Origin of the sequence: Bacillus piscicola, assembly GCF_022458745.1 — a bacterium.
GTDB classification, from domain to species: Bacteria; Bacillota; Bacilli; order Bacillales; family Marinococcaceae; genus Alteribacillus_A; species Alteribacillus_A piscicola.
The window spans coordinates 24,593-47,932 of sequence record NZ_JAJJJF010000002.1 but is presented as its reverse complement, the minus strand read 5'-3'; the positions used below and the strand labels follow the sequence as shown (position 1 = coordinate 47,932).

Here is a 23,340-nt window from a genome sequence, read left to right as displayed (position 1 = left end):
TCTCTCTTTTTAAACCGATATTATTACCTTAGAAAGCTGGCATGCTTTTTAACAGCCATTTATGCTACTGAAAGGAGGGGAATAGCAAATGACTTTTCAAGGATTCGAAGCAAAGGATTTTGACTCCTTCGATATTGACGGTCTGGAAAATCGAATGGAAGCGATCCAATCACGTATTCAGCCAAAATTCCAAGAAGTCGGCAGCTATTTGACCGAAGAATTATCGATGTTACTCGGAAAAGAAATGCACCTTCATATTGCTAAACACGCACGACGGACTAAAAATCCCCCGCAGGATACGTGGCTAGGCATTGCCGACAACAAACGGGGCTATAAGAAACATCCCCATTTTCAAGTGGGGTTGTTTGATGATCATTTATTTTTATGGCTTGCCTATATTTATGAGATGCCTAACAAAGAACAAGCTGCTAATTCTTTTTTAAAACAACAACCTGTATTTAAAGAATTACCCGGGGATTTCAGAATCTCTCTCGACCATACGAAAAAGGACTCTTCTCTTCTTCAAAATATGAATGACGAGGATTTGACAAAGTCTTTAGAGCGTTTTCGCGACGTGAAAAAAGGGGAATTTTTAATCGGTAGGCATTTAGATCGGAACGATCCCATACTACGCGATGGTGAGCGCTTTTTGGAGGTAGCAAAGGAAACTTTCACTACGTTGGTCCCTTTTTACAACATGTCTTACGAACAAATTGGATGATGAAAGAGAAGGCAGACAGCTCCCTTTTAGCTGCCTTCCTTTCAACCTCATTCACGCTTCCATATCGTCCTTGAATGCTTCTAAAGCTGCCTCTGCTATCTGTATGTCTTCTTCAATAGCACCACCGCTCACTCCAATACCACCCAAGACGGTATCACCAGCTTTGACGGGATAACCTCCGCCAAGCGGGACCACTTTATGATTATTAGTCCATTGAAGGCCATACAAATGAAAACCGGGCTGAACATTTTCGGTTAAATCGTGTGTTGGTTTGCGAAAAGCAGCCGCGGTATACGCTTTTTTGTAAGACACGTCCAAACTGCCGAGCAATGCACGATCCATCCGGTGTACCAATACCGTATTCCCGCTTGCATCCAACACTGTGAACACGATCGGCACCCCGATTTGACCTGCTTTCTTCTCACCCGCCTCTGCCATCCGGGCAGCTGTTGATAATGAAATATTGCTCGTCTTATAGATTGGTTCATTGCTGTATTCCATACGTTATGTCTCCTCTTCTATTTCTGACGTGAGGAATTAATTTTCTCACCTGGTTCCGCCTGGCGAGCCGTTTGAATCGTTTTCCAGCAGGAGACGCCGGCACTGTTATCGAATTGGCGAAATAATTGTTTTTCTTCACTTTTGGAAGGAACGATTTCTTTAAAGCGGCTGTAAAGAGCTAGTATATCATCGCGCAATACCGCTTTATACTGCGCTCTTTCGATGGTTTGAAAGAAATTGACTACGTCGACTACTTCTTCCTTATTCCAATCCATGGAAATCGGCATCGGCAGTTCTTCTTCCATTTTAATGCCTCCTTTCCTTCATATCCCTAGTCAGTAGCGTAACACACTCCTGCTATCATGTTTCCCTTCCTCCAGAAAAAAGATCCCCCGCATTCCTTTGAGGGATCTTGCCATGTTATTGGCTGGGTTCGGCTTTTTCATTCGTTATGATCTGTGACGGATCAATAAATCCGTATCCTTTCGACTGGAAACCTTCGATAATGTCCGGAAGCGCGTTTTTCGTCCATTCACGGTCATGCATTAACAGGTTTGCACCGTCTGATAACAGTTCTGTATTTAACATAATATCGGTAAGTGCTTCCGCATTCATATAATCCGCTTCCCAGTCATACCCGTATGTCCAATTCATCCACGTCATTCCTTCTTCTTTGAGAACCTCTTTAGAAGCATCGGTATTTACCCCAAAAGGGGCACGAAAGAAAGTTGGACGCTCCCCGGTTATCTTTTCAATCATGTCGTTTACTTCCACAATTTCTTTTTCTGTTTCCTCCGCGGAAATATCGCTTAAATTAACGTGCGTCATCGTGTGATTTCCAATCTCAAAACCGAGATCGTGGATTTTTTTTAATTGCTCTTTACTCTCCTCATTATGTAAAAAATGACCATTGATAAAAAAGATAGCCGGGATCTCTTGTTCCGCAAGATACTCTGCCATGTCTAAGCTGTACGTATCCGGGGCATCATCAATCGTAACGAGAACTTTCTGTGCGTCTACATCTTCCTGAACAGGCTGTATCGACCAGTTACTTTCCTGGATTTCATATTGTGGCATCGATTTTTCCTCTGTAGCGTCTTTTTCTGTTTCTCTTTCATCTGTAGATGCTGTTTCTTCGTCATTCTCGACTGTTTCTCCTATGTCCTTTGATTCTGAGTTTTGCTGATTGTCTGTCTGGTCTGCTGTTTCTTGTGCAGTTGTACTGCAAGCACTTAAAAATAAAATACACACACTGGCGTATAGAAAGTGTTTCACTTTATCCCTCCACTCCTATTTCTTTTTCCATCATAGCAAAAAAAGGTAAAATACGGCGAAAAAAAATAAAAAAACGTAAAAAGTCAGTGTTTTCTACATACTATTGGTTAGGGCATGCTTTGATAGGGTATATATATACGTACTGATTGCGAAACGGTTGCAACTATATACGGTAATGTTATAATATCCGCGGTGCTTTTAGTATCAGGGTGTCTGTCATGACAAATAATAAAAAGAATACCGTGCAGTACGTGTCGAACCAATTTACTAACCAGACATCAACTCACACAATAGCTAATATGTAAGGAAAGGTGGTTCTTTTTAGTATGAGGAAATTGACACCAGTGTTCTACATCTCTTTCTCCATCGCACTGTTATTTATTATCTGGGGTGCGGTTGCCCCAAAGAACACGGAAAAGGTGCTTGGAAGTATTCAATCATTTATTTCCGAAAATCTTGGTTGGTTCTACTTGTTGTCCGCTACTGCATTTGTGATTTTTGCGATTTATTTGGTTTTCAGTCCGTATGGCAAAATAAAATTAGGAAAGCCGGATGAAAAACCAGAATACAGCTATTTCACCTGGTTTGCTTTCTTATTTACAGCCGGCATGGGTATCGGGCTTGTTTTCTGGGGAGTAGCAGAACCACTTTACCATTATTACGGCCCACCCGTACAAGAGCCCGAATCAAGTGCCGCAGCGGCTGCGGCCTTGCAGTATTCTTTTTTTCACTGGGGTATTCATCCGTGGGCCATTTATTCTGTCGTCGCACTTTCCCTGGCGTACTTTAAATTTCGTCACGATTCTCCAGGGGTGCTTAGTGCTGTACTGCGACCGATTTTGGGAGATCGTGTCGACGGTCCACTCGGAACACTTGTCAATGTGATAGTCGTCTTTGCTACAATTTTTGGTGTAGCCACTTCGTTAGGTTTCGGTGCTGCTCAAGTAACGGGCGGACTCAGCTTCACCTTTGATTTCATCCCTAATAATATCGGTACACAACTGATCGTGATTGCCTTTATTACCGTTCTATATCTTATTTCGGCAGGTACCGGACTTAATAAAGGAATTCGCATTCTAAGCATGACCAACGTTTATTTGGCGATTGGCTTAATGTTATTCCTGCTCATTGTAGGTCCTACCGTTTATATTTTAGACGTCTTTACAACGACGATCGGTCATTATTTGCAAAACCTGCCGAGCATGAGCTTTAGCACCGCTACTTTCTCCGGAGATAGAGGTTGGCTCGAGAGCTGGACGATCTTTTACTGGTCTTGGTGGATTGCATGGTCTCCATTTGTCGGTACGTTTATTGCACGCGTTTCCAGAGGGCGTACGATCCGCGAGTTTGTAGTAGGGGTGTTGGCTGTTCCGACTCTTTTCGGTGCCCTGTGGTTCTCTGTTTTTGGGGGTACAGGAATTTCCATAGACAATGCCCTCGGCGGAAAACTTTATGAAGTGATGACAACACTAGGGGACGAGATCGCCTTGTTCACCCTTTTGGACCAATTTCCATTAGCACCTGCGATGATTACACTCGCTATTCTTTTAATTGTATCTTTTTTTGTTACATCGGCAGATTCAGCAACTTTCGTACTTGGTATGCAAACGACAAACGGCAGCTTAAATCCTCCCATCTCTGTCAAAATGATTTGGGGGCTCATCCAATCATCAGCCGCAGCCGTTCTTTTATATTTCGGCGGCCTTGCAGGACTTGAAACTGCTATGATTATCGCGGCGCTTCCTTTTACAGTCATTATGTACTTAATGGTGTTCTCTATTTTAAAGGCATTAAGAAGCGAAAAAGCAATTCTTCAAACCGACAAAGCAGTCATCCAAGCAGAACGTAACCGCTTAAAACAAGAGAGAGAACAGTTGAAAAAGGAAAAAGAGAGATTAAAAAAACAAGTAAAAGATCTTCGTGATCATTAGAAGCATTGACATCCTCCCCCACCTAAAATCTTATTGGATTTTTGAGGAAGGGGATTCCAACGGTGAGGGGCTGTATCAAAAGGTCTTAAGAATGACCTTTTGTCAGCCCTTTTTTCAATTCTATAAGATTTGTCGTGAAGATTAGCTTATATCTTTTCGTATAAATGGCTCTTCAGGTTCGCCTGCCGCGGGCAAAGCTTCAGCTAACCGACGGAAGATCACCGTCGGTTAGCTAAAGCTCATACTTCGACGCACAGGACGTGTTAGTGTCGGCGTTGGCCACAGGACGTGGCCGTGTTTAGCCGACGTCCCGCAGGCGTCTCACCTGATCGCCATTCAAATTATTGGACGAAAAAACAATCCACCATTCCTATGCCCATCACACAAATAAACCGCCTCTTAAGTCCGGCTTGGAGTTGTCCGTTCATACGCCGTCAAAAGAAGCATACAGAATAAAAAAGTCATGGACACCATCTTTTTTGAGGTGTCCATGACTTTTCAGTTTAGAGACCTTTGGTACAGCCCCTTTTATTTGGTTTATTATTTGGCAATATGCACTGGTGTTCCAAGTGCAACTTCGGCTGTTTCCATCGTGATCTCTCCGAGGGTTGGATGGGCGTGGATGGTGAGTGCAATATCTTCTGCAGTCATCCCTGCTTCAATCGCAAGTCCTGCTTCTGCAATCATGTCTGAAGCACTTGGACCGGCAATTTGTGCACCGATTACGAGCCCGTCTTCTTTACGAGTTACCAACTTCATGAAGCCGTCTGCATTGTTCAAAGACAGCGCACGGCCATTTGCCTGGAACGGAAATTTAGCTCCAACAACATCATAGCCTGCTTCTTTTGCCTCACTCTCTGTATAACCTACGCTCGCAAGCTCAGGCTCAGAGAAAACGACCATTGGAATGCCTAAATAATCTACTTCTGCTGCATTACCACTGATCGCTTCTGCAGCTACTTTCCCTTCATAAGAGGCTTTATGCGCAAGTTGCGGACCATCAACAATGTCTCCGATTGCATAAATGTTCTTCTTACTTGTACGACATTGTTTGTCAACTTTGATTAAGCCCTTGTCATCCAACTCGACACCGAGCTGCTCGAGACCAAGTTCTTCTGTGTTTGGCTTCCGGCCGCAGGAGACGAGGACATAATCGGCCTCAAATGTTTTTTCTTTGTCTTTTACTTCTGCCGTTATAGTAACGCCTTTATCCGTTTCTTCGGCATTTTTCGCCTTGGCTTGGGTATGGAACTTAACACCTTTTTTCTTTAGACTGCGCTGAACGAGCTGAGCCATTTGTTTTTCAAACCCGGTGAGAATTCGTTTTTCCCCTTCAAGTACGACTACTTCGGAACCTAAATTTGCATATACACCCGCTAATTCAATCCCAATATAGCCGCCGCCAACTACGACCAGCTTTTCTGGTATTTCTGTCAGTTCCAATGCTCCTGTTGAATCAATGATCTTATCGCTAAATTTGAAATTAGGCAGCTCCACTGGGTGTGTACCAGTAGCAAGGATACAATTTTTAAATTTGTACGTTTGTGATTTATACTCATCTGTCGACACTTTCACCGAATTTTCGTCAGAAAAATAAGCTTCTCCTTTTACGATTTCGATGTTGTTTCCTTTTAACAGGGATTCGACGCCACCAGTCAATTTTTTAACAATGCCATTTTTCCATTCCTGTACTTTTGTAAAATTTACTTTTACATTTTCGGTGGTAATTCCCATGTCCTCTCCGCCTGATTTAGCCTCATCGTAGCGATGACCAGCTTGAATTAATGCTTTAGAAGGGATGCACCCGACATTCAGGCAAACACCACCAATGCTTCCTTTTTCGACAATTGTTACCTTTTGGCCGAGTTGGGCCGCACGTATCGCAGCAACGTAACCCCCGGGGCCGGAACCAATGACGAGCGTGTCTACTTCTTCTGGAAAATCTCCTACAACCATTATTAACCCTCCATCACTATTAATTCTGGATCGTTCAACAAGCGCTTCACATGGTTTAGTGCAAGTTGGGCTGTCATGCCGTCGACAAGCCGATGATCATAACTTAAGGATAAGGCAAGCATTGGGGCTATGACAACTTCTCCGTCACGAACAACCGCTTTTTCTTCGATGCGACCAATTCCCAGGATCGCAACTTCCGGGTGGTTGATTACCGGAGTAAACCACTGCCCTTGCGCCGAACCTAAGTTTGAAATTGTGCACGATCCGCCTTTCATTTCTTCGGACGTCAATTTGCCGTCTCGTGCTTTAACAGCGAGCTGATTAATTTCGTCAGCCAGCATGAAAATCGACTTACGATCCGCTTCTTTTACAACCGGGACTACCAAACCTTGGTCAGTATCCGCGGCAATACCAATATTATAATACTTTTTGTAGATAATTTCTTCGTTATCATCATCAATTGAAGCATTTAACGCCGGGAACTCTCGCAATGCTGACGTTAAGGCCTTCACAACATAAGGCAAGTACGTTAATTTAATATCTTTCTCTGCAGCCACAGGTTTGAATTTCTTGCGGCTTGCGACTAAATTGGTCACGTCAACTTCATCCATATGGGTGACGTGCGGTGCCGTATGCTTAGAATTAACCATCGCTTTCGCAATTGACTTGCGGATTCCTTTAAGCGGCACTCGCTCCTCCAAAGTACCTGTATCTTGCGTAGAAGTTGAAGTTGCAGCTGAAGGGGATGCTTGGTCCTCCGCCCCTGTATCTTCTTGCTTTTCTTGACCACCTGATAAAAATGCCTCTACATCTTCTTTAAGGATGCGTCCATTTTTACCGCTTCCCTGCACATCTTGGATAGAAACATCTTTTTCGCGGGCAAATTTACGGACAGAAGGCATTGCGATAACACGCTTGTCTTCATCAGTTTTTTCACTTTTAGCAGTTGTTTCATTAGTCTTTTCTGCTTCTTTTTCTTCTTGTTTTGGAGCTTCTTCTTGCTTCTCTTCTTTCTTTGTGTCCGGTTTTTCTTCCTCATCGCTCGCAGGTGTATCTTCACTACCGTCATCAATAACAAGGATGACGTCACCGACGACAGCGGTAGTTCCCTCATCTACTTTTACATCTTTCACCGTACCGTCAACTGGGGAAGGTATTTCCACGACGGCTTTGTCGTTTTGAACTTCTACGAGCGTGTCATCTTCTTTAATTTCATCGCCTGGTTTCACAAACCATTTGACGATTTCCCCTTCGTGAATCCCTTCGCCAATATCTGGGAGTTTAAATTCGAACGCCACTAGTTTTGCCTCCTTTAGTTATCTGATTGCTGTATCTGTCGTAAAATCAGAAGGATAGAACACCGCAGGTTCTTCTCGGCGTTCTATCTTTCGCTGCGAATTTCTATCACTAAAAGTGCATAACAGCTTTTGTTTTTCCGATGATATCTTTAGTACCCGGCAGCCAGACGTCCTCTGCTGCTGCGAACGGATAAACTGTATCCGGCGCTGTTACACGAAGAACTGGAGCCTCTAAGTGTAAAATGGCCTGCTCACTAATGTCGGCTGCTACATTTGCCGCAATTCCCGCTTGTCGTTGAGCTTCTTGGACAACAATGGCACGGTTCGTTTTCTTAACTGATTCCACCACTGTCTTCATATCGACCGGGCTAACAGTACGCAAATCAATGACTTCTGCTTCGATTCCTTCTTCCGCTAATTCATCAGCTGCCTTTAATGAAGTATGAACCATTGCCCCGTACGTAACAATCGTGATATCTTTTCCTTCCCTTTTCACATCTGCTTTCCCTATTTCAACCGTGTATTCTTCTTCCGGTACCTCTTCACGAAATGAACGATAAAGCTTCATGTGTTCTAAGAATACGACAGGATCATTATCACGGATCGCTGCAATTAAAAGCCCTTTTGCATCGTAAGGAGTGGATGGAATGACAACCTTAAGGCCAGGTGACTGTGCCATTAAACCTTCCAAATTATCAGCGTGCAACTCCGGTGTTTTCACCCCGCCGCCGAACGGCGAGCGTATCGTAATCGGTGAGTGGTAATGACCGCCGGAACGATAACGCATCCGTGCCATCTGTCCGGCAACACCGTCCATTGTTTCGAATAAAAACCCAAAAAACTGAATTTCCATTACTGGGCGGAATCCTGTTAAACCAAGGCCGATTGCAAGCCCGCTAATCCCAGATTCAGCAAGCGGAGTATCAAACACTCGCTCCTCACCAAATTCATCCTGCAAGCCTTCTGTTGCACGGAATACACCGCCGTTTTGCCCCACGTCTTCCCCGAAAACAAGTACGTTTTCGTCGTTTTTCAGCTCCGTACGCATTGCATCCGTTATCGCTTGAATCATTGTCATTTGCGCCATAGCTTACTCCGACTCCTTCTCTCTATATTCTTCGAGTTGCTCCTTTAAGGTAACTGGGAGCGTTTCATACATGATTCCAATTAGATCAGAAACTTTTTGTTTAGGTGTGTCATCTGCTTTTTTAATTGCTGCTTTTACATCTTCTTTTGCTTTTTCAACGACTTCATTTTCCTTGTCTTCTGACCAAAGGTTTTTATTCTCCAAATATTTCCGGAAACGAACGAGTGGATCTTTCTTTTCCCACTCATCATCAAGATCAGAGGTGCGATACCTTGTTGGATCATCACCAGCCATCGTATGCGGTCCGTAACGGTAGCAATCGTTTTCGAGCAATGTTGGCCCGTGGCCGTTCACGGCGTTTTCGCGTGCTTCTTTTGTTGCCGCGTATACCGCCAATACATCCATTCCGTCAACACGTACTCCCCGTATTCCTGCTGCTACCGCTTTCTGGGCGATTGTTTTGGCAGCTGACTGCTGTTCAACCGGGACCGAAATCGCAAACTGGTTATTTTGAACAACGAAAATAGCTGGGGCATTATACGCTCCCGCAAAGTTCATTCCTTCATAAAAATCTCCCTGCGACGCTCCGCCGTCACCTGTATACGTAATCGCAACGTTTTCTTTCCCTTTTCGTTTCAGGCCGAGTGCCACACCGGCTGTCTGAACGATCTGTGCGCCGATAATAATCTGCGGCATAAGTACTTTGACGTCCTCTGGTATTTGACCCCCGTGAAAATGACCACGAGAGTATAAAAACGCTTGATACAGTGGGAGCCCGTGCCAAACAATTTGCGGTACATCGCGGTAACCCGGCAAAATCCAATCTTCTTTATCCAATGCAAATTGTGAACCGAGCATGGAAGCTTCCTGGCCGGCAACCGGTGCATAAAAGCCGAGCCGTCCCTGCCTGTTTAACGAAATAGCACGCTGGTCCCAAATGCGCGTATAAACCATACGCTCCATCAACTCTTTCAATTCATCATCTGTCAAGTCCGGAAGCGCGTCTTCATTAACTACTTCACCCTTTTCATTTAAAACCTGAAACATTTCAAAGTGACTTTCTATTTCTTCCAATGTTTTAGCAGCCACAAATGTTCACCTCTTCCTTTCATTCACGGTTATCATCCTGGTGGACGATGCAGCAGAGGTTAAGCAAGTAATGCTTAGCTCGCTACAATCGTATTATCGTGTGCTATTTTATATATTTTAGGGTAACCATCTCTCTTTAAAACATCACTCTTTTACCTCTCTTGCGATAGGATACCCTTCCCCAGGCGCCTGTAATCTTACATATACCTTTCTAAATCGAGTGCTCTGTTTCAAATTATTCGTTTTCGAAATGAAACAACCCGACCCAATGTTTAGAATATACCAGAACCAAAATGTTCGTCAACCTTTTTAGTTGTAACACTCTTTACGGTTTTTATATTAGGAAACAAACTCTCATTTCTCCAAACTGTTATATATCATTAAGAAAACTTTTAAATACAGTTATTCTGATTGTAAACGGATTCATATGCAAACATGAAAAAAGGCTGCCTCAAAAGACAAGTAATCTGTTCGTCTCTTCAAACAACCTTTTTCTGTCGTTATTCTTTCTTTTCTTCTGTTTCTGTAGATTTATTCTTGTCATCTGTTTTTTCCGTCCCAGAGCTTTTGAGTTCAAAGCCGGCCTTTTCATAAAGAGCTGTTTTAGCTTCATTATACTGATCCGTAAAACGGTTGAATTTCTCGCTCTGTTTTGCAACATCTGCGTATGTATCATTGACAGCATCGATCTTTTTCTTAAGTGTCTCCAATGTTAAGTTTTCTTTTGTGAGGCTCTTATAAAGTTGCACATCTTTTTTTATTGCGGTCAGATACGTTTCGTGAAGTGACTGATAAGCACCGTAGCGGTCATCCATAGCTTGCTGCACTGCCTTCACTTCTTTTGCTGCTCCTTCGACGTCTTTCATGTCTTCTACTGCTTTTTTATATTCTTCATACGCCGCTTCGATACTTTCTTTCTCCTTATTTAGCAAGTCTTCACGTTCGTTAGCTAACTCAACTGCTTGTTTGGAATGTTTCTGGATTTTATCTGTCTCCTCTGAATCAAGAGTTAGCATTTTTTCATAGAGACTTTCTTCCTTTTCCTCCAGTTTTCGCAATGGATCCTGTTGCTCTTGAAAAGAGCTCTCAATCGACACTGCCTCCTCTAAATGAGCATAAGTTTTTTCTTCTGCTGATTTTCCGCATGCACCAAGAAGTAAAATCATCCCTGCCAGTCCGCATGCCAGCATACTTTTTTTATATCCTAATCGCACCACGTTTCTCCTCCCTGCAACATCTATTTACCATAAATCGCTAAATTTTGCTATTGTGCATTTTTTATTCTAAATCAATGTACCTGCTAATTCAATAACCAAAATATTTTTGCTACCGCCCACTCACATACAAAGAACGTTGCATACTGTTATAGGGAAACCCCCAAAAAGTGGGTTGATTTTTTCTACAAGGAGGCAGATCATATGTGGGGCAACCAAGGTTATGATCCATGCGGTTTCGGCGGACCAGTAGGAGGCTACGGCGGTGCAGTCGGCAACTGCGGCGGCGCAGTCGGTGGTTACGGGTACGGCGGTGGACACTGCGGGGGAGGATACGGACGCGGCGGCGGTTTTGCTTTAATTGTCGTCTTGTTCATTCTCCTCATTATCGTTGGCGCATCTAATTTCGGTTGTAGAGACTAACAAAAACAAGGTTTCCGGCAGCAGGCAATATAGCCCTGCTGCCGGCCTTCCTACTTTTTCTTTGTTGCAAAAAGCATTTCTGCTATACTTAATGAATACTAATATTTCTCAATGTATGTAGGAGTGATCGAGGGACATGCTTACGATGACAGATATCGTTCGGGAAGGCCACCCCGCTTTACGCAAAGTAGCCGCTGAAGTGGAACTGCCGCCGACAGCAGAAGATAGAGAAACGCTAACAAAAATGCTGGAATTCATAAAAAACAGCCAGAACCCGGAAATAGCTGAGAAACACCAATTGCGTTCAGGAGTAGGACTAGCTGCTCCTCAACTAGGTGTTACGAAAAGAATGTTTGCCATGCATGTAACAGATGAACACGACGACCTGTATAGCTATGGCTTTTTTAACCCTAAAATGGTTAGTCATTCTATTGAAGAGACTCACTTAGAGGGGGGCGAAGGCTGTTTATCAGTAGACCGAGACGTTCCTGGCATCGTGCCGCGCTATAAGCGGATCACCATTACGGCAACTACCTTGGAAAATGAAACAATTAAGCTCCGGCTTCGCGGGTTGCCGGCAATTGTTTTTCAACATGAACTTGATCATTTGAATGGAATTATGTTTTATGATCGGATAGCCGATTACAACGGAAAGTTCAAAAGAGATCTCCCAAAACTATAAAAAACGAGCATGGAAATCTTTTCCACGCTCGTTTTTTATAATAACCCGATCCTCTCGAGCCCCGTACGTACCCCGTTTTCATGAACAGATGAGGTCACTAAATCGGCCGCTTGTTTCACTTCTTGAAACGCATTTCCCATGGCTATCCCTATTCCGGCCTCTTCTAACATCTCAATATCGTTAAGTGCATCTCCAAAAGCTGCTGTTTCGTTCATCGAATAACCTAAATAATCAGTAACAGCCCGGAGCCCTTCTGCTTTCGAACCTCCAGCCGGCAGGATATCGAGAGAACGTGGGTGCCACCGAATAAAATGCAAGGTGTCAAATTGATCTACGTAGTTATTTTCCTCCTCTGCCTCACAGAATAGCAAAGCTTGATAAATATCATGTTCTTTATAGAAATCTTTACTGACCGGTGGATATGGAACTTTCAAAAACCCCAAACTTTCGGCAATGTGACCGTGATCTCCTATGTCTGCAGCTGCTTTTTCATGGTCTAGAAAAACCATCGGATGTTTCCTTGCTTCAGCCGTCTTTTGCAGGGAGACAATCGTATTTGTGTCTAGCGGCTTTTTGCGGATCACCTTTCCATCCACCACGACGTAAGAACCGTTAAAGCTGACGAAAGTATCGATGTTCAGCTCCTTACGCAACGTTTCGAACATAAATGGTGCTCTTCCCGTGGCGATTGCGGTGTGTATTCCTTTTTCTTGCAACTCCCTGATTGCTTCCTTCGCTGATGTGGGCAATGTCATTTCTTCCGTATATAACGTTCCGTCAATATCAAAAAATACAATCCTTGGCTCTGTCATGAACCCACCTCTTCTCATTCGCTGCTTTTTTTGGGTGATTGAAAGTAATCTTACCACATTTTTAATTAACGGGTATAAAACCTGACTTGCCATTTATTTCAGTGAAAAAAAATACTTAAATAAGCCACACTAACGAATGAGTTGAATGTTCACAAAGAAAGGAGATCGATTATGTTAAAAAAATGGCGTAAAAAACTGCTAAGACGCTGCCGCGATCTGCTTCCTGGAAACCGGTATATTCCTGCATAGGTATCGCTTCCTCTTTCTGTTTAGTTGAAAAAAAAAGCCAAATCGATTACAATTTGTTAATTGAATACTTGCGGTCCCAATATTTTCATCTGAATTCCGTTGTATTATAATACAACGAATGTAGAGTCGGCTGTTATTATCCACCATTATAATAATACTGTCAAAATCCTTATTAACACGTTTATATTAGGAGATATCGCCTGCTTAACAGCAGGCGGTGTTTCTTCATTAATTATAGAAGAGAAGAACAGAAAGAGGAGAGATTTGAATTATGATTTTTAAAGTTTTTTATCAAAAGAATTTCACGGAAGTACCTGTCAGGGAGAATACATCCGCTATGTTCGTCGAAGCGGAATCAGAACGTGAAGTTCGTAAAAAATTAGCGGACAAAGGTATTAACATTGAATTTATCCAGCTTGTTTCGGAAGACCTCCTTGCATTCGAAAAAAGCAAAGAAGATTTTAAAGTGGAGAGTTTATAAAAATGAAGCAAATTAAAAAGAACCAAGTCGCTGTTTTTGCCCTTGGAGGTTTGGGTGAAATTGGCAAAAATACGTACGCGATACAATACCAAGATGAAATTATTCTGATCGATGCAGGGATTATGTTCCCGGAGGATGAATTGCTGGGGATTGATTATGTTATACCGGATTATACGTACCTTGCAAAAAATAAAAATAAAATAAAAGGACTCTTTATTACACACGGACATGAGGACCACATCGGTGGCGTTCCTTATTTGCTTCGGGAAGTGAATGTGCCGATCTACGGCGGACCACTTGCGATTGGGCTAATTAAAGGAAAGCTAGAAGAGCATGGCCTTTTACGACGGGCCAAACTGAATGTCATAGCTGAAGACCAAGTGATCAAATTTAAAAAAACATCTGTCTCGTTCTTCCGGACAACCCATAGTATTCCTGATTCTCTTGGAATGGTCGTTCATACTCCAGAAGGCAACGTTGTCCATACGGGTGACTTTAAGTTTGATTTTACTCCAGTAGGGGAACCGGCCAACTTAGCGAAAATGGCCAAGATTGGTGAAGAAGGCGTTCTTTGTTTGTTATCCGACAGCACGAACAGTGAAGTGCCGGGGTTCACCATGTCCGAAAGAACAGTAGGTAAGAGCATAGATAACATTTTCCAGCAAGCCGAAGGACGAATTATATTTGCGACTTTCGCTTCCAATATTTATCGCTTGCAACAAGCCGTGGAGGCAGCCGTTCAAGTAGGTAGAAAGATCGCTGTTTTCGGCAGAAGTATGGAATCAGCTATCACCATCGGACAAGAGCTTGGCTATATCCGCGCTCCTAAAGGAACCTTCGTAGAGACGTCGCAACTGAATCGTTTACCAGATAATCAAGTTGCGATTTTATGCACAGGAAGCCAAGGAGAGCCGATGGCAGCCCTTTCACGGATCGCTCACGGGACCCACCGGCAGATTCAGATAATCCCCGGGGATACGGTTGTTTTTTCCAGCTCTCCTATTCCTGGTAACACGCTTTCTGTCAACAAAATTATTAACCAGCTGTTCCGTGCGGGAGCCAACGTTATTCATGGTACCCTTAGTAATATTCATACGTCCGGACACGGTGGCCAAGAGGAGCAAAAATTAATGCTCCGTCTTATTAATCCCAAATATTTCATGCCGATTCACGGTGAATTCCGAATGCTGCGAATGCATACTCTGCTGGCAAAAGACTGTGGCATTCCTGAAGAGAATTCTTTCATATTAGATAATGGTGAAGTTCTCGCCTTAACGAGAAACAGTGCAGCAGTTGCAGGGAAGGTCCCTTCCGGTGCTGTTTACGTTGACGGTCATGGGATTGGGGATATCGGTAATATCGTGCTGCGTGACCGCCGTATTTTATCAGAAGAAGGCCTTGTTGTGGTGGTCGTCAGTATTGATATGAAAAATTTCAAAATTGCAGCCGGTCCAGACATTATTTCTCGAGGTTTTGTATATATGAGGGAGTCAAGTGATTTAATTAACGATGCCCAGGCTATGCTTGAGAAGCATCTACAGAATATTATGGAACGAAAGACGACTCAGTGGTCTGAGATAAAAAATGAAGTCATTGAACAGCTCGCGCCTTATTTATACGATAAAACAAAGCGCCGTCCAATGATACTACCAATTATTATGGAAGTTTAAACGAGAAAAAGGTTGTCCGCTGTAAGTGCGAGGACAACCTTTTTGTTTTACATTTCCGGTGGAGCATCCTATCTACGGTCGTAATCGTGGGTTGCAGTATCAAAATGTTCCTTGTCTTCTATATCATTTTGACTGCCGTTCCCTGTAACTAGCTCTTCTTTTGCTTCTTTTACCTTCTCACTGACTTGTTGTAAATCTTCCTTCGCTTCTTTAGAGGAACTCAGTACCTCTTTCGAATCTTCACGAATCTCTTTTAACTTATCTGATAAATCACCGCTCGATCTATTGTAGAGCGCCTGGAGATCGTTCGCGGCCTCACGTAATATCGATGAAGCCTCCTGAACTCTTTCCATCAGCTGATCCTTCGTTTCTTTTGGGTTTTCCCTGACATCAGCCGCCAGACGGGTCACTGAATGCTTCGTTGTTCTTGTTTTATCCATCATCATTTGCCGTGTGTTCTTATCAATCAGAGCAATGCCAAAACCAATAGCCAATCCGGCTAATAATCCCGATCCTAACTTACTTTTTTGCTGCGTCATTTTCATTCACCCCATTTATTAATTGTAAACTACCGGTACAATTGCATTGAACAACTGCCTGTTCCTCATCTACCACACTACACGCCACTTCAAACCAAGAAATGCGGAGAGAGAATAGTTTTATCGCATATTAGCACGGTTAAGCCTCGTCGATCCAGTAGTTTTCGACTCGATTAATGTCTTCATCTGCACCGATAACGATGAGGACATCTCCATTTTGGAGCGACTCCTCCGGCTCAGGAGAGACGTGAATATCATCTCCTCTTTTAATTGCCAATATATTACAGCCGTACTTCGAACGCAGATCTAAATCAATAATTTTTTTGCCGTCTAATTTGTTACCGGCAGCTAACTCAACAATACTGTATTCATCCGATAGTTCTAAGTAGTCAAGGACATTTCGCGACACAACATTATGAGCGATCCGTACACCGATATCACGCTCTGGATGAACAACTTCATCCGCTCCAATGCGTCTTAACACTTTTTCATGATAGTCATTTTGCGCTTTGACTGTAATATGCCGGACATCCATTTCATCGAGAATAAGCGTGGTTAAGATACTTGCTTGGATATTATCCCCGATCGCCACAATCACGTGGTCGAAATTACGAATGCCAAGCCCTTTTAATGCTTTTTCATCCGTTGTGTCAGCAATAGCTGCCTGAGTCACAATCGAAGCATATTCTTTCACTTTCTCTTCATCTAGATCTATCGCGAGCACATCCATCCCCTCCGATGCCAGCGCTCTGCAAATACTGCCTCCAAATCGTCCAAGCCCGATTACAGCGAATTGTTTTTTCATCGTCTGCCTCCACTGTCATTTCGCTTACTATGTGTATCATTTTAACTGAAAAGAGGTGGCTGCGCAAAATCACAAGCTCGGTGGCCGTGGGATATATCATGCATAATAAAAAAGGACTGGAATAGTCCAAGTCCTTTTTCTTGTGTTCTCAATTTGTAGATGCTTTTTCGTTTTGTTTAGTGACCAAAGGAAGATGTCTTCCGTTAGGTTACTTTTTCTCGTTTTTACCAAGAACACGGTTCACTCGCTTCGTCAACATTTTCATGCCTCCACCGCCAGCTTGAAAATGACGAAGCTGACCTTCTTCATCAAATACATAATATGCCGGAACGTATTCATTTTCAAATGCATCTGTTAGTTTATGCTCGTTATCAACGAATATCGGCTGTGTAATCTCATGCTCGTCAGCCACTTTCTTTATTTCGTCAAGGTCAAGATCTTTTTCTGATCGCGGCATATGCACCGCAACGACGTTTAATTCGTCTTTGTAGTCATCACGAAACTGATTCACATTCGGCATTGCTTCTTTACAAAGACCACAGCTAACAGACCAAAAATGAATCAACGTCGGCTTATCACCAAGTAAATCTTCTTTAGAAACTTCGCCGTTATACCAAGTTGTTGCACCGGTAAGTTCAGGCATCTCTGATCGTAATTTAAGAGCCATAAAAATGGTCCCCCTCTGTTATAATGTTTGTATATCGTATGGTAGTGAACACCAGCCGTGAAAGAAAGAGGTCTAACATTTTAGCTAGACCTCTTTCTATGCTTCCCACTTATTGCAATAACTACCTTATTAAACGTTTAAAGTGTCTTGGCCTGGCTTCCAGTTTGCTGGGCATAGTCCGCCAGTTTGAAGAGCTTGAAGGACACGCAATGTTTCATCTACATCACGACCGATGTTGTTGTGGTTGACAACAGAGTACATGAGCTCGCCTTCAGGACTGATGATGAAAAGCCCACGAAGCGCTACACCTTCATCCTCAATTAACACACCAAATTCTTCGGAAACTTTGTGGTTCGTGTCAGCAGCAAGAGGGTACTTGAGTTCGCCAAGCCCGTTATCATCACGGGAGGTGTTTATCCACGCTTTATGGGTATGAATGGTATCCGTTGATACACCGATTACCTCCGCATCCAGATCTTCAAATTCATCATAACGATCACTTAAGGCTGTGATTTCAGTCGGGCAGACGAATGTAAAGTCCATTGGGTAAAAGAAGAGAACTGTCCACTTATCTTCCTTCATCATTTCTTCCAAGCTAACTTTACCGAATTCCTTATTAGGCATTACTGCATCCATTTCAAAACGTGGAGCTTGTTTTGCAACCATACGCTTTTCACTCATTTTCGACACTCCTTTAAGTATTTTTCAAGGTTATTTAACAATTATTATTATAATACGACTCCTAGATTAAAGTCAATATTAAATTATAATAAATTTAAATAAACAACTACTTACTGTTACCTAGATTATTGTGCCCTTTACAGTGCAATATAAAACCAACCTTATAAAAAATCTTTTTGAGAAGAAACATCAATTATTCTCATTTCTAAGTTTCACATTACCGAATACTACCTCAAATGTAAAACATTCTGCTTGTCCACTTTTCGTTATGTTATACTCTAGTGTGGCTTACTCATGTTTCGAAACTTGTCATACGGGTAAGAGATACTAGAAAAAATCAGAGGAGTGTACATAATGACAGAGTGGTTAGCCAATGGGTTATGGGAAACTTTGTTAGGCGGGGCTCTTCTTATTGCCCTGCAAGTCATCCTTGCTTTTATCGGCTTTTTAATAGCGAGAGCGATTGGGAAAAAAATTATTACGCGATCGTTTTCTCGGATGGAAAACTCACGCAATATGCATCCAAGCCGTCTGCAAACTCTACTAAAGTTAAGCATCAATGTGTTTTCTTATGTTTTACTTTTTGTATTCGTGACTGTTATTGTCGGTATTTTTGAGCTTGAGATTGCACCGCTAATCGCAAGCGCCGGTGTTGTCGGACTAGCAATCGGTTTTGGAGCACAAGGACTGGTAAGTGATATTGTTACTGGCTTTTTTATCTTACTGGAAAAGCAGATTGATGTGGAGGATTACGTCACAGTCGCTGGTATTGATGGTGTTGTAGAAGAGGTAGGACTGCGCACCACACAGATTCGCGGCTTCGACGGGACACTTCATTTCATTCCCAACCGTGAAATCTCTACCGTTAACAATCATTCTCGTGGAAATATGCGAGCGATGATTGATATCGGTATCTCGTATGAGGACAATGCAGAAGAAGCCATCCGCATTCTCCAAGCAGTCTGCGATAAATTTGCTGCTGAAGAGCCGCTGATCAAAGAAGGACCTGACGTTTTAGGTGTGCAGGCACTCGGAGATTCCGAAGTAACCATTCGCATCCTTGGTAAGACAGAAAATATGGAACAATGGGGAATTGAGCGTAAACTGCGTCTACTTTGTAAACAAGCACTTGATGAAAATGGGATTGAGATTCCATACCCTCATCAAGTTAATGTAGAAAAACAGTAATAAAAAAAGACCTGCCTTCTCTTAGTAAAATGCACCCTTTATAAAAGGACATTTCCCATGAGAAGGCGGTCTTTTTTAGCAATCTGGTATATTAACTAATTTGCGGCAGTGTTTTTACCTCTCTAACCATCTCTGAATTACAAAAAGGACAACGGGGTTCTTTCTCAAAAGTGAAATTCTCTCTCATCCAACCTGTACAATCATTCGTCGTGCAAGCCCAGACGGTCGTTTCAACTTCCGGTGGTTTTTCTTTTTTGTTATTATAAAAAGCCATACACCCATCCCTTTCTTGATCCTAAGATTAGTATACCACATTTTGCTCCCAAATACTTGGGCATGGGGAAAGGGGTTTTCGTCAAGTTTTCCGCAAAGAGATAGTACATTTGTGTAGAAAGAACGACGCCACAGCAGTCTATGTCGTCGTTCAAAAAGAAATATCGCATTTCCTTACTGCTTAGAAACAACAAACGAGGGGGTATGACGTGTTTACAACAATTCTTTACGTAGCTGATCAGCCGGTTTTGGGGAAAGAAACCCCGGGGCTACATCAAAGATTGTTTTCGCCCCTGTCTGGCCAGCTTTGTTCATCCGATAGCAAGCTCTCGCATAAGTCACAAGAACGCTTGACGTGAATTCCGGATTGCTGTCGAGTTTCAAGGAGTATTCAATGATTTGCCTTGTGTCCTCTCCTGTTTTCCCGCTGCGAATGACAAAGCCTCCATGGGGCATGGATGAATGATTTTTCTTCAGTTCATCTTCACTGATAAAATTTACTCGTGTTTCGTAATCCGCAAAATAGTGCGGCATTGTCTTGATTTCGTTTTCTATGGCATCCGTGTCGGCGCCTTTTTCTGGAACAACGTAACAATCGCGGAAGTGTTTTTCTTTCGTTTCCAATGTTGGATTTTCCCCGTTTCTTACCTTGTTAACGGCTTCCTCAAGCGGGATCGTATACTGCACACCTGCTTTTACCCCGTTCACGCGCCGAACAGCATCTGAATGTCCTTGGCTTAATCCTTTCCCCCAAAATGTATACGTTTCCCCTTCCGGTAAGGTTGCTTCTCCGAAAAGACGGTTTAAAGAGAAGTATCCAGGATCCCAGCCAATCGAAATAATACTCGTGTTTCCCGCTTCCAAAGCCGGATCATCAACTGCAGCAAAATGCTCGTTCACTTTCGCGTGGGTGTCGAAACTATCCACAGTGTTGAACATCTTCGCCAGTTGCGGGCCTTGTTCCGGCAGATCGGACGCTGATCCGCCGCACAAAATCATTACGTCAATCTCATCTTTATATTGCTCAGCATCTTCCATTGAAACTACTTTTACGGACGAGTCCCCAACATCCAGGCTCCCCGGGTCTCTTCGTGTGAACACAGCTGCCAAAGTCATATCATCATTTTGTTTTACGGCTGACTGGACCCCTTTTCCAAGGTTTCCATAACCTGCAATCCCTATTCTAATCGTTGATCCCACATTATTCCCTCCAACTATGTGATTTACTGTCATATAAACAGCTAAAAATAGAGTATCTTAATTTTTTTCTTTGTACAACTATTTGTTATTTCCTGATATGATGGAGGAATTTTTGAGTACTTGTCGAATCTTTTCTTATGAGAAGGGCAAGGGCTAAACGAATAATAGGAATCACTACAAAATGGAAGGACAAAACTTTTACATACAGGAGGAAAGTAAATGGGGCTAACTGCAGATTTAACTGATCAATACCGCGATGAACTGAAACTTGCGAACCCTATGTTCCAATCATTCGGCCAAAAAGCTAGTTTTTCTGGGCCGATACATACGGTGAAAGTGTTTGAGGACAATGTTTTAGTAAAAAAAGCGTTAGAAACGATACCTTCCGGTAGTGTTCTTGTCGTTGATGGTGGTGGTTCAATGCGCTGCGCCCTTATGGGAGACAACTTAGCTGCGATTGCTGAAAAGCGTGAGCTTGCCGGGGTGATTATTTTCGGATGTATCCGAGATTCGGAAGAGATCAACGGCATGAATGTCGGAGTGCGGGCGATTTCTACCAATCCATTTAAGTCGATCAAAAAAGGCGAAGGCGAAACGAATATCGCCCTCCGTTTTGCCAATGTCGATTGGAAGCCCGACGCCTGGGCATACGCTGACAATGACGGTATCGTTTTATCTGATAAAGAATTAATATTGGACTGATCGAACTCTTTCAACTAGCTGGGGGCTGTATCAAAAGGTCAAAAAAAATGACCTTTTGACAGCCCTTTTTTAATTCTATAAAATTTATCGTTAAGATTAATTAATACCCTTTCAGATAGATGGCTCTTCAGGTTCGCTTGCCGCGGGCAAGGCTTCAGCTAACCGACGGAAGATCACCGTCGGTGGATCTTCCGCTCTTGCTTTTCCCGCAGGCGTCTCACCTAATCGCCATTCAAAGTAGTGGAACGAAAAAACAATCTAACATTTTTATGCCAAACACACAAAAAAATCGCCTCTTTCAGTATAATGAAGTCACCACAACCCATTAATGTAAGAAGGCGATTTTTTATGAGATAACCAAATGGTCACTTGCCATGGTTCCCATCTTACTAGATGGCCTCATGGCTTTTTTGTTAAAGGCTTTTGATACAGCCTCTTTATTTTTCACTCCAAACTGTTTTATCACACAAGAAAACTGCCTCCGTTCATATGGAGACAGTTTCTAATATTCTTGTAACTATGATTTCGTTGCTTCCTGGTTAAATTGTGCGGCTTCTGTGGAACCAGCCATTGCAGTTGTTGAAGAAGTGCCTCCGCTGATAACTTGTGAAATCTCGTCAAAATACCCAGTTCCTACTTCGCGCTGGTGGCGAGTTGCTGTATAGCCTTCTGCTTCGCTTGCAAATTCAGCTTGCTGTAACTCTGAATATGCTCCCATTCCACGCTCTTTGTAGCCGCGGGCAAGCTCAAACATGCTGTGGTTCAGAGAATGGAAGCCTGCGAGTGTGACAAATTGGAACTTGTATCCCATTTTTCCGATCTCTGCTTGAAAATCTTCAATCGTCTGTTTATCCAGATTAGCCTCCCAGTTAAAGGATGGCGAACAATTGTAAGCGAGCATTTGATTAGGGTATTTTGCATGAATGGCATCCGCGAACCTTTTTGCTTCATCAAGATCCGGCTTCGCTGTCTCACACCAAATGAGATCCGCGTAAGGAGCATATGCGAGTCCACGGGCAATCGCTTGGTCTAAGCCGGCGCGAGTCCGGTAAAATCCTTCTGACGTACGCTCACCTGTAATAAACTCATGATCAACAGGGTCGACGTCACTCGTAATAAGATCCGCTGCATTTGCGTCCGTACGTGCCATAATAATCGTGTCTGTTCCGCAGACGTCAGCAGCAAGGCGTGCCGCCACAAGATTTCGAACCGCTGTCTGTGTTGGGATTAATACTTTCCCCCCTAAATGCCCGCATTTCTTTTCGGAAGCGAGCTGGTCTTCAAAGTGAACACCCGATGCGCCTGCTTCTATCATTCCTTTCATTAATTCAAATACGTTCAATTGGCCGCCAAACCCAGCTTCTGCATCGGCTACAATTGGGGCAAAGTAGTCAATGTCCCCTTCCCCTTCCATGTGTTGGATCTGGTCCGCACGCTGCAACGCTTGGTTAATACGTTTGACAACGCTTGGTACACTGTTAGCCGGGTAAAGACTTTGGTCTGGATACATGTGTCCGGATAAGTTCGCATCGGCTGCTACTTGCCAGCCGCTTAAGTAGATTGCTTTCAGGCCGGCTTTGACTTGTTGCATTGCTTGATTACCGGTAAGCGCTCCTAAAGAATTCACATAAGGTTCAGTGTGAAGGTGCTCCCACAATTTAGCTGCTCCCCGTTTAGCTAGTGTATGTTCAATCTGCAGGGAACCACGCAGTTTCACTACTTCTTCGGCACCGTACGGCCGTTCGACACCAATCCAGCGCTCTTCGTTCTCCCACTTTGCCTGCAATTCTTTAGCCTGTTCTTGAATGTTCCCCATATCTTTCATCTCCCTTAAAGTAATAGTGTGAGCCAACTCCTATCCTGGGCTCTCTTTCCTTTCATCTGTTTTACTACAGT

23 protein-coding genes and 1 pseudogene are annotated in these 23,340 nt (G+C 43.1%); 8 read left to right on the top strand and 16 right to left on the bottom strand.

Going from position 1 to position 23,340, the window contains the following annotated elements; all coding sequences use genetic code 11:
- The first annotated feature begins 88 nt into the window (after positions 1-88).
- Positions 89-721, top strand: a complete 633-nt coding sequence (locus tag LOR49_RS04925; protein ID WP_240375048.1) for a YktB family protein — start codon at positions 89-91, stop codon at positions 719-721.
- A 51-nt stretch (positions 722-772) separates the two neighbouring features.
- On the opposite strand, the gene LOR49_RS04920 is transcribed toward LOR49_RS04925, so the two are convergent.
- The 3 genes from LOR49_RS04920 to LOR49_RS04910 form a co-directional block, all read right to left on the bottom strand.
- Positions 773-1,222, bottom strand: a complete 450-nt coding sequence (locus LOR49_RS04920) for a GlcG/HbpS family heme-binding protein (RefSeq protein WP_240375047.1) — start codon at positions 1,220-1,222, stop codon at positions 773-775.
- Positions 1,223-1,239: 17 nt separating this feature from the next.
- A complete protein-coding gene (locus LOR49_RS04915; protein WP_240375046.1) occupies positions 1,240-1,527 on the bottom strand; it encodes a UPF0223 family protein in 288 nt (95 codons plus the stop codon).
- Positions 1,528-1,642: 115 nt separating this feature from the next.
- A complete protein-coding gene (locus LOR49_RS04910; RefSeq protein WP_240375045.1) occupies positions 1,643-2,497 on the bottom strand; it encodes a polysaccharide deacetylase family protein in 855 nt (284 codons plus the stop codon).
- A 326-nt stretch (positions 2,498-2,823) separates the two neighbouring features.
- Between LOR49_RS04910 and LOR49_RS04905 the strand changes: the two genes are divergently transcribed.
- A complete protein-coding gene (locus tag LOR49_RS04905) occupies positions 2,824-4,428 on the top strand; it encodes a glycine betaine uptake BCCT transporter (RefSeq protein WP_240375044.1) in 1,605 nt (534 codons plus the stop codon).
- Between the two features lie 540 nt (positions 4,429-4,968).
- On the opposite strand, the gene lpdA is transcribed toward LOR49_RS04905, so the two are convergent.
- From lpdA to LOR49_RS04880, 5 genes are all read right to left on the bottom strand, one after another.
- Positions 4,969-6,384 carry a dihydrolipoyl dehydrogenase gene (gene lpdA, locus LOR49_RS04900; RefSeq protein WP_240375042.1) on the bottom strand — a complete coding sequence of 472 codons (1,416 nt, stop codon included), beginning with the start codon at positions 6,382-6,384 and terminating at the stop codon, positions 4,969-4,971.
- A gap of 2 nt (positions 6,385-6,386) precedes the next feature.
- Positions 6,387-7,682, bottom strand: coding sequence for a dihydrolipoamide acetyltransferase family protein (locus LOR49_RS04895; RefSeq protein ID WP_240375041.1), 1,296 nt, complete (start codon positions 7,680-7,682; stop codon positions 6,387-6,389).
- A gap of 109 nt (positions 7,683-7,791) precedes the next feature.
- Positions 7,792-8,769: an alpha-ketoacid dehydrogenase subunit beta gene (locus tag LOR49_RS04890; protein ID WP_240375040.1), complete on the bottom strand. Its 978-nt coding sequence runs from the start codon at positions 8,767-8,769 to the stop codon at positions 7,792-7,794.
- A gap of 3 nt (positions 8,770-8,772) precedes the next feature.
- Positions 8,773-9,816 (bottom strand): pyruvate dehydrogenase (acetyl-transferring) E1 component subunit alpha, encoded by a 1,044-nt coding sequence (gene pdhA / locus LOR49_RS04885; RefSeq protein WP_240375692.1) that lies wholly within the window; start codon positions 9,814-9,816, stop codon positions 8,773-8,775.
- A gap of 542 nt (positions 9,817-10,358) precedes the next feature.
- Entirely contained in the window at positions 10,359-11,075 is a 717-nt protein-coding gene (locus tag LOR49_RS04880) for a YkyA family protein (RefSeq protein ID WP_240375039.1), read from the bottom strand.
- A 300-nt stretch (positions 11,076-11,375) separates the two neighbouring features.
- Here LOR49_RS04880 and LOR49_RS17695 point away from each other — a divergent pair.
- Both LOR49_RS17695 and def read left to right on the top strand, forming a co-directional pair.
- Positions 11,376-11,495, top strand: a pseudogene (locus LOR49_RS17695) (YjcZ family sporulation protein); the annotation flags it as partial.
- A 136-nt stretch (positions 11,496-11,631) separates the two neighbouring features.
- A complete protein-coding gene (def, locus tag LOR49_RS04870; protein ID WP_240375037.1) occupies positions 11,632-12,177 on the top strand; it encodes a peptide deformylase in 546 nt (181 codons plus the stop codon).
- Between the two features lie 35 nt (positions 12,178-12,212).
- On the opposite strand, the gene LOR49_RS04865 is transcribed toward def, so the two are convergent.
- Complete coding sequence (locus LOR49_RS04865) at positions 12,213-12,989, bottom strand: Cof-type HAD-IIB family hydrolase (protein ID WP_240375036.1); 777 nt, start codon at positions 12,987-12,989, stop codon at positions 12,213-12,215.
- Between the two features lie 520 nt (positions 12,990-13,509).
- On the opposite strand from LOR49_RS04865, the gene LOR49_RS04860 reads away from it, so the two are divergent.
- A complete protein-coding gene (locus tag LOR49_RS04860) occupies positions 13,510-13,719 on the top strand; it encodes a DNA-dependent RNA polymerase subunit epsilon (RefSeq protein WP_240375035.1) in 210 nt (69 codons plus the stop codon).
- A 2-nt stretch (positions 13,720-13,721) separates the two neighbouring features.
- The gene (gene rnjA / locus LOR49_RS04855) at positions 13,722-15,389 is read left to right on the top strand and encodes a ribonuclease J1 (RefSeq protein ID WP_240375033.1); all 1,668 of its coding nucleotides are present in this window, start codon (positions 13,722-13,724) and stop codon (positions 15,387-15,389) included.
- 68 nt (positions 15,390-15,457) lie between these two features.
- On the opposite strand, the gene LOR49_RS04850 is transcribed toward rnjA, so the two are convergent.
- From LOR49_RS04850 to LOR49_RS04835, 4 genes are all read right to left on the bottom strand, one after another.
- Positions 15,458-15,928, bottom strand: coding sequence for a YtxH domain-containing protein (locus LOR49_RS04850; protein WP_240375032.1), 471 nt, complete (start codon positions 15,926-15,928; stop codon positions 15,458-15,460).
- Between the two features lie 139 nt (positions 15,929-16,067).
- Positions 16,068-16,733 (bottom strand): potassium channel family protein, encoded by a 666-nt coding sequence (locus LOR49_RS04845; RefSeq protein ID WP_240375031.1) that lies wholly within the window; start codon positions 16,731-16,733, stop codon positions 16,068-16,070.
- A gap of 208 nt (positions 16,734-16,941) precedes the next feature.
- The gene (locus tag LOR49_RS04840) at positions 16,942-17,400 is read right to left on the bottom strand and encodes a TlpA disulfide reductase family protein (protein WP_240375030.1); all 459 of its coding nucleotides are present in this window, start codon (positions 17,398-17,400) and stop codon (positions 16,942-16,944) included.
- Positions 17,401-17,529: 129 nt separating this feature from the next.
- Complete coding sequence (locus tag LOR49_RS04835; protein WP_240375029.1) at positions 17,530-18,081, bottom strand: peroxiredoxin; 552 nt, start codon at positions 18,079-18,081, stop codon at positions 17,530-17,532.
- A gap of 354 nt (positions 18,082-18,435) precedes the next feature.
- Here LOR49_RS04835 and LOR49_RS04830 point away from each other — a divergent pair, with 354 nt between their 5' ends.
- Complete coding sequence (locus tag LOR49_RS04830) at positions 18,436-19,269, top strand: mechanosensitive ion channel family protein (protein WP_240375028.1); 834 nt, start codon at positions 18,436-18,438, stop codon at positions 19,267-19,269.
- Positions 19,270-19,360: 91 nt separating this feature from the next.
- Here LOR49_RS04830 and LOR49_RS04825 read toward each other — a convergent pair whose 3' ends face one another.
- Complete coding sequence (locus LOR49_RS04825; RefSeq protein WP_240375027.1) at positions 19,361-19,543, bottom strand: cold-shock protein; 183 nt, start codon at positions 19,541-19,543, stop codon at positions 19,361-19,363.
- 212 nt (positions 19,544-19,755) lie between these two features.
- Entirely contained in the window at positions 19,756-20,742 is a 987-nt protein-coding gene (locus tag LOR49_RS04820) for a diaminopimelate dehydrogenase (RefSeq protein ID WP_240375026.1), read from the bottom strand.
- Positions 20,743-20,961: 219 nt separating this feature from the next.
- Between LOR49_RS04820 and rraA the strand changes: the two genes are divergently transcribed.
- Positions 20,962-21,444 (top strand): ribonuclease E activity regulator RraA, encoded by a 483-nt coding sequence (gene rraA, locus LOR49_RS04815; RefSeq protein ID WP_240375025.1) that lies wholly within the window; start codon positions 20,962-20,964, stop codon positions 21,442-21,444.
- A 517-nt stretch (positions 21,445-21,961) separates the two neighbouring features.
- On the opposite strand, the gene aceA is transcribed toward rraA, so the two are convergent.
- Positions 21,962-23,260: an isocitrate lyase gene (aceA, locus tag LOR49_RS04810; protein ID WP_420830399.1), complete on the bottom strand. Its 1,299-nt coding sequence runs from the start codon at positions 23,258-23,260 to the stop codon at positions 21,962-21,964.
- Positions 23,261-23,340: the final 80 nt, after the last annotated feature.

Coding starts and splice junctions, on each gene's coding strand:
- LOR49_RS04905 (WP_240375044.1), top strand. CDS start 2,824: ATGAGGAAATTGACACCAGTGTTCTACATCTCTTTCTCCATCGCACTG.
- LOR49_RS04915 (WP_240375046.1), bottom strand. CDS start 1,527: ATGGAAGAAGAACTGCCGATGCCGATTTCCATGGATTGGAATAAGGAA.
- lpdA (WP_240375042.1), bottom strand. CDS start 6,384: ATGGTTGTAGGAGATTTTCCAGAAGAAGTAGACACGCTCGTCATTGGT.
- LOR49_RS04840 (WP_240375030.1), bottom strand. CDS start 17,400: ATGGCTCTTAAATTACGATCAGAGATGCCTGAACTTACCGGTGCAACA.
- LOR49_RS04920 (WP_240375047.1), bottom strand. CDS start 1,222: ATGGAATACAGCAATGAACCAATCTATAAGACGAGCAATATTTCATTA.
- pdhA (WP_240375692.1), bottom strand. CDS start 9,816: ATGTTTCAGGTTTTAAATGAAAAGGGTGAAGTAGTTAATGAAGACGCG.
- LOR49_RS04890 (WP_240375040.1), bottom strand. CDS start 8,769: ATGGCGCAAATGACAATGATTCAAGCGATAACGGATGCAATGCGTACG.
- LOR49_RS04850 (WP_240375032.1), bottom strand. CDS start 15,928: ATGACGCAGCAAAAAAGTAAGTTAGGATCGGGATTATTAGCCGGATTG.
- rraA (WP_240375025.1), top strand. CDS start 20,962: ATGGGGCTAACTGCAGATTTAACTGATCAATACCGCGATGAACTGAAA.
- LOR49_RS04925 (WP_240375048.1), top strand. CDS start 89: ATGACTTTTCAAGGATTCGAAGCAAAGGATTTTGACTCCTTCGATATT.
- LOR49_RS04865 (WP_240375036.1), bottom strand. CDS start 12,989: ATGACAGAGCCAAGGATTGTATTTTTTGATATTGACGGAACGTTATAT.
- LOR49_RS04860 (WP_240375035.1), top strand. CDS start 13,510: ATGATTTTTAAAGTTTTTTATCAAAAGAATTTCACGGAAGTACCTGTC.
- LOR49_RS04845 (WP_240375031.1), bottom strand. CDS start 16,733: ATGAAAAAACAATTCGCTGTAATCGGGCTTGGACGATTTGGAGGCAGT.
- aceA (WP_420830399.1), bottom strand. CDS start 23,260: ATGGGGAACATTCAAGAACAGGCTAAAGAATTGCAGGCAAAGTGGGAG.
- rnjA (WP_240375033.1), top strand. CDS start 13,722: ATGAAGCAAATTAAAAAGAACCAAGTCGCTGTTTTTGCCCTTGGAGGT.
- def (WP_240375037.1), top strand. CDS start 11,632: ATGCTTACGATGACAGATATCGTTCGGGAAGGCCACCCCGCTTTACGC.
- LOR49_RS04835 (WP_240375029.1), bottom strand. CDS start 18,081: ATGAGTGAAAAGCGTATGGTTGCAAAACAAGCTCCACGTTTTGAAATG.
- LOR49_RS04830 (WP_240375028.1), top strand. CDS start 18,436: ATGACAGAGTGGTTAGCCAATGGGTTATGGGAAACTTTGTTAGGCGGG.
- LOR49_RS04825 (WP_240375027.1), bottom strand. CDS start 19,543: ATGGCTTTTTATAATAACAAAAAAGAAAAACCACCGGAAGTTGAAACG.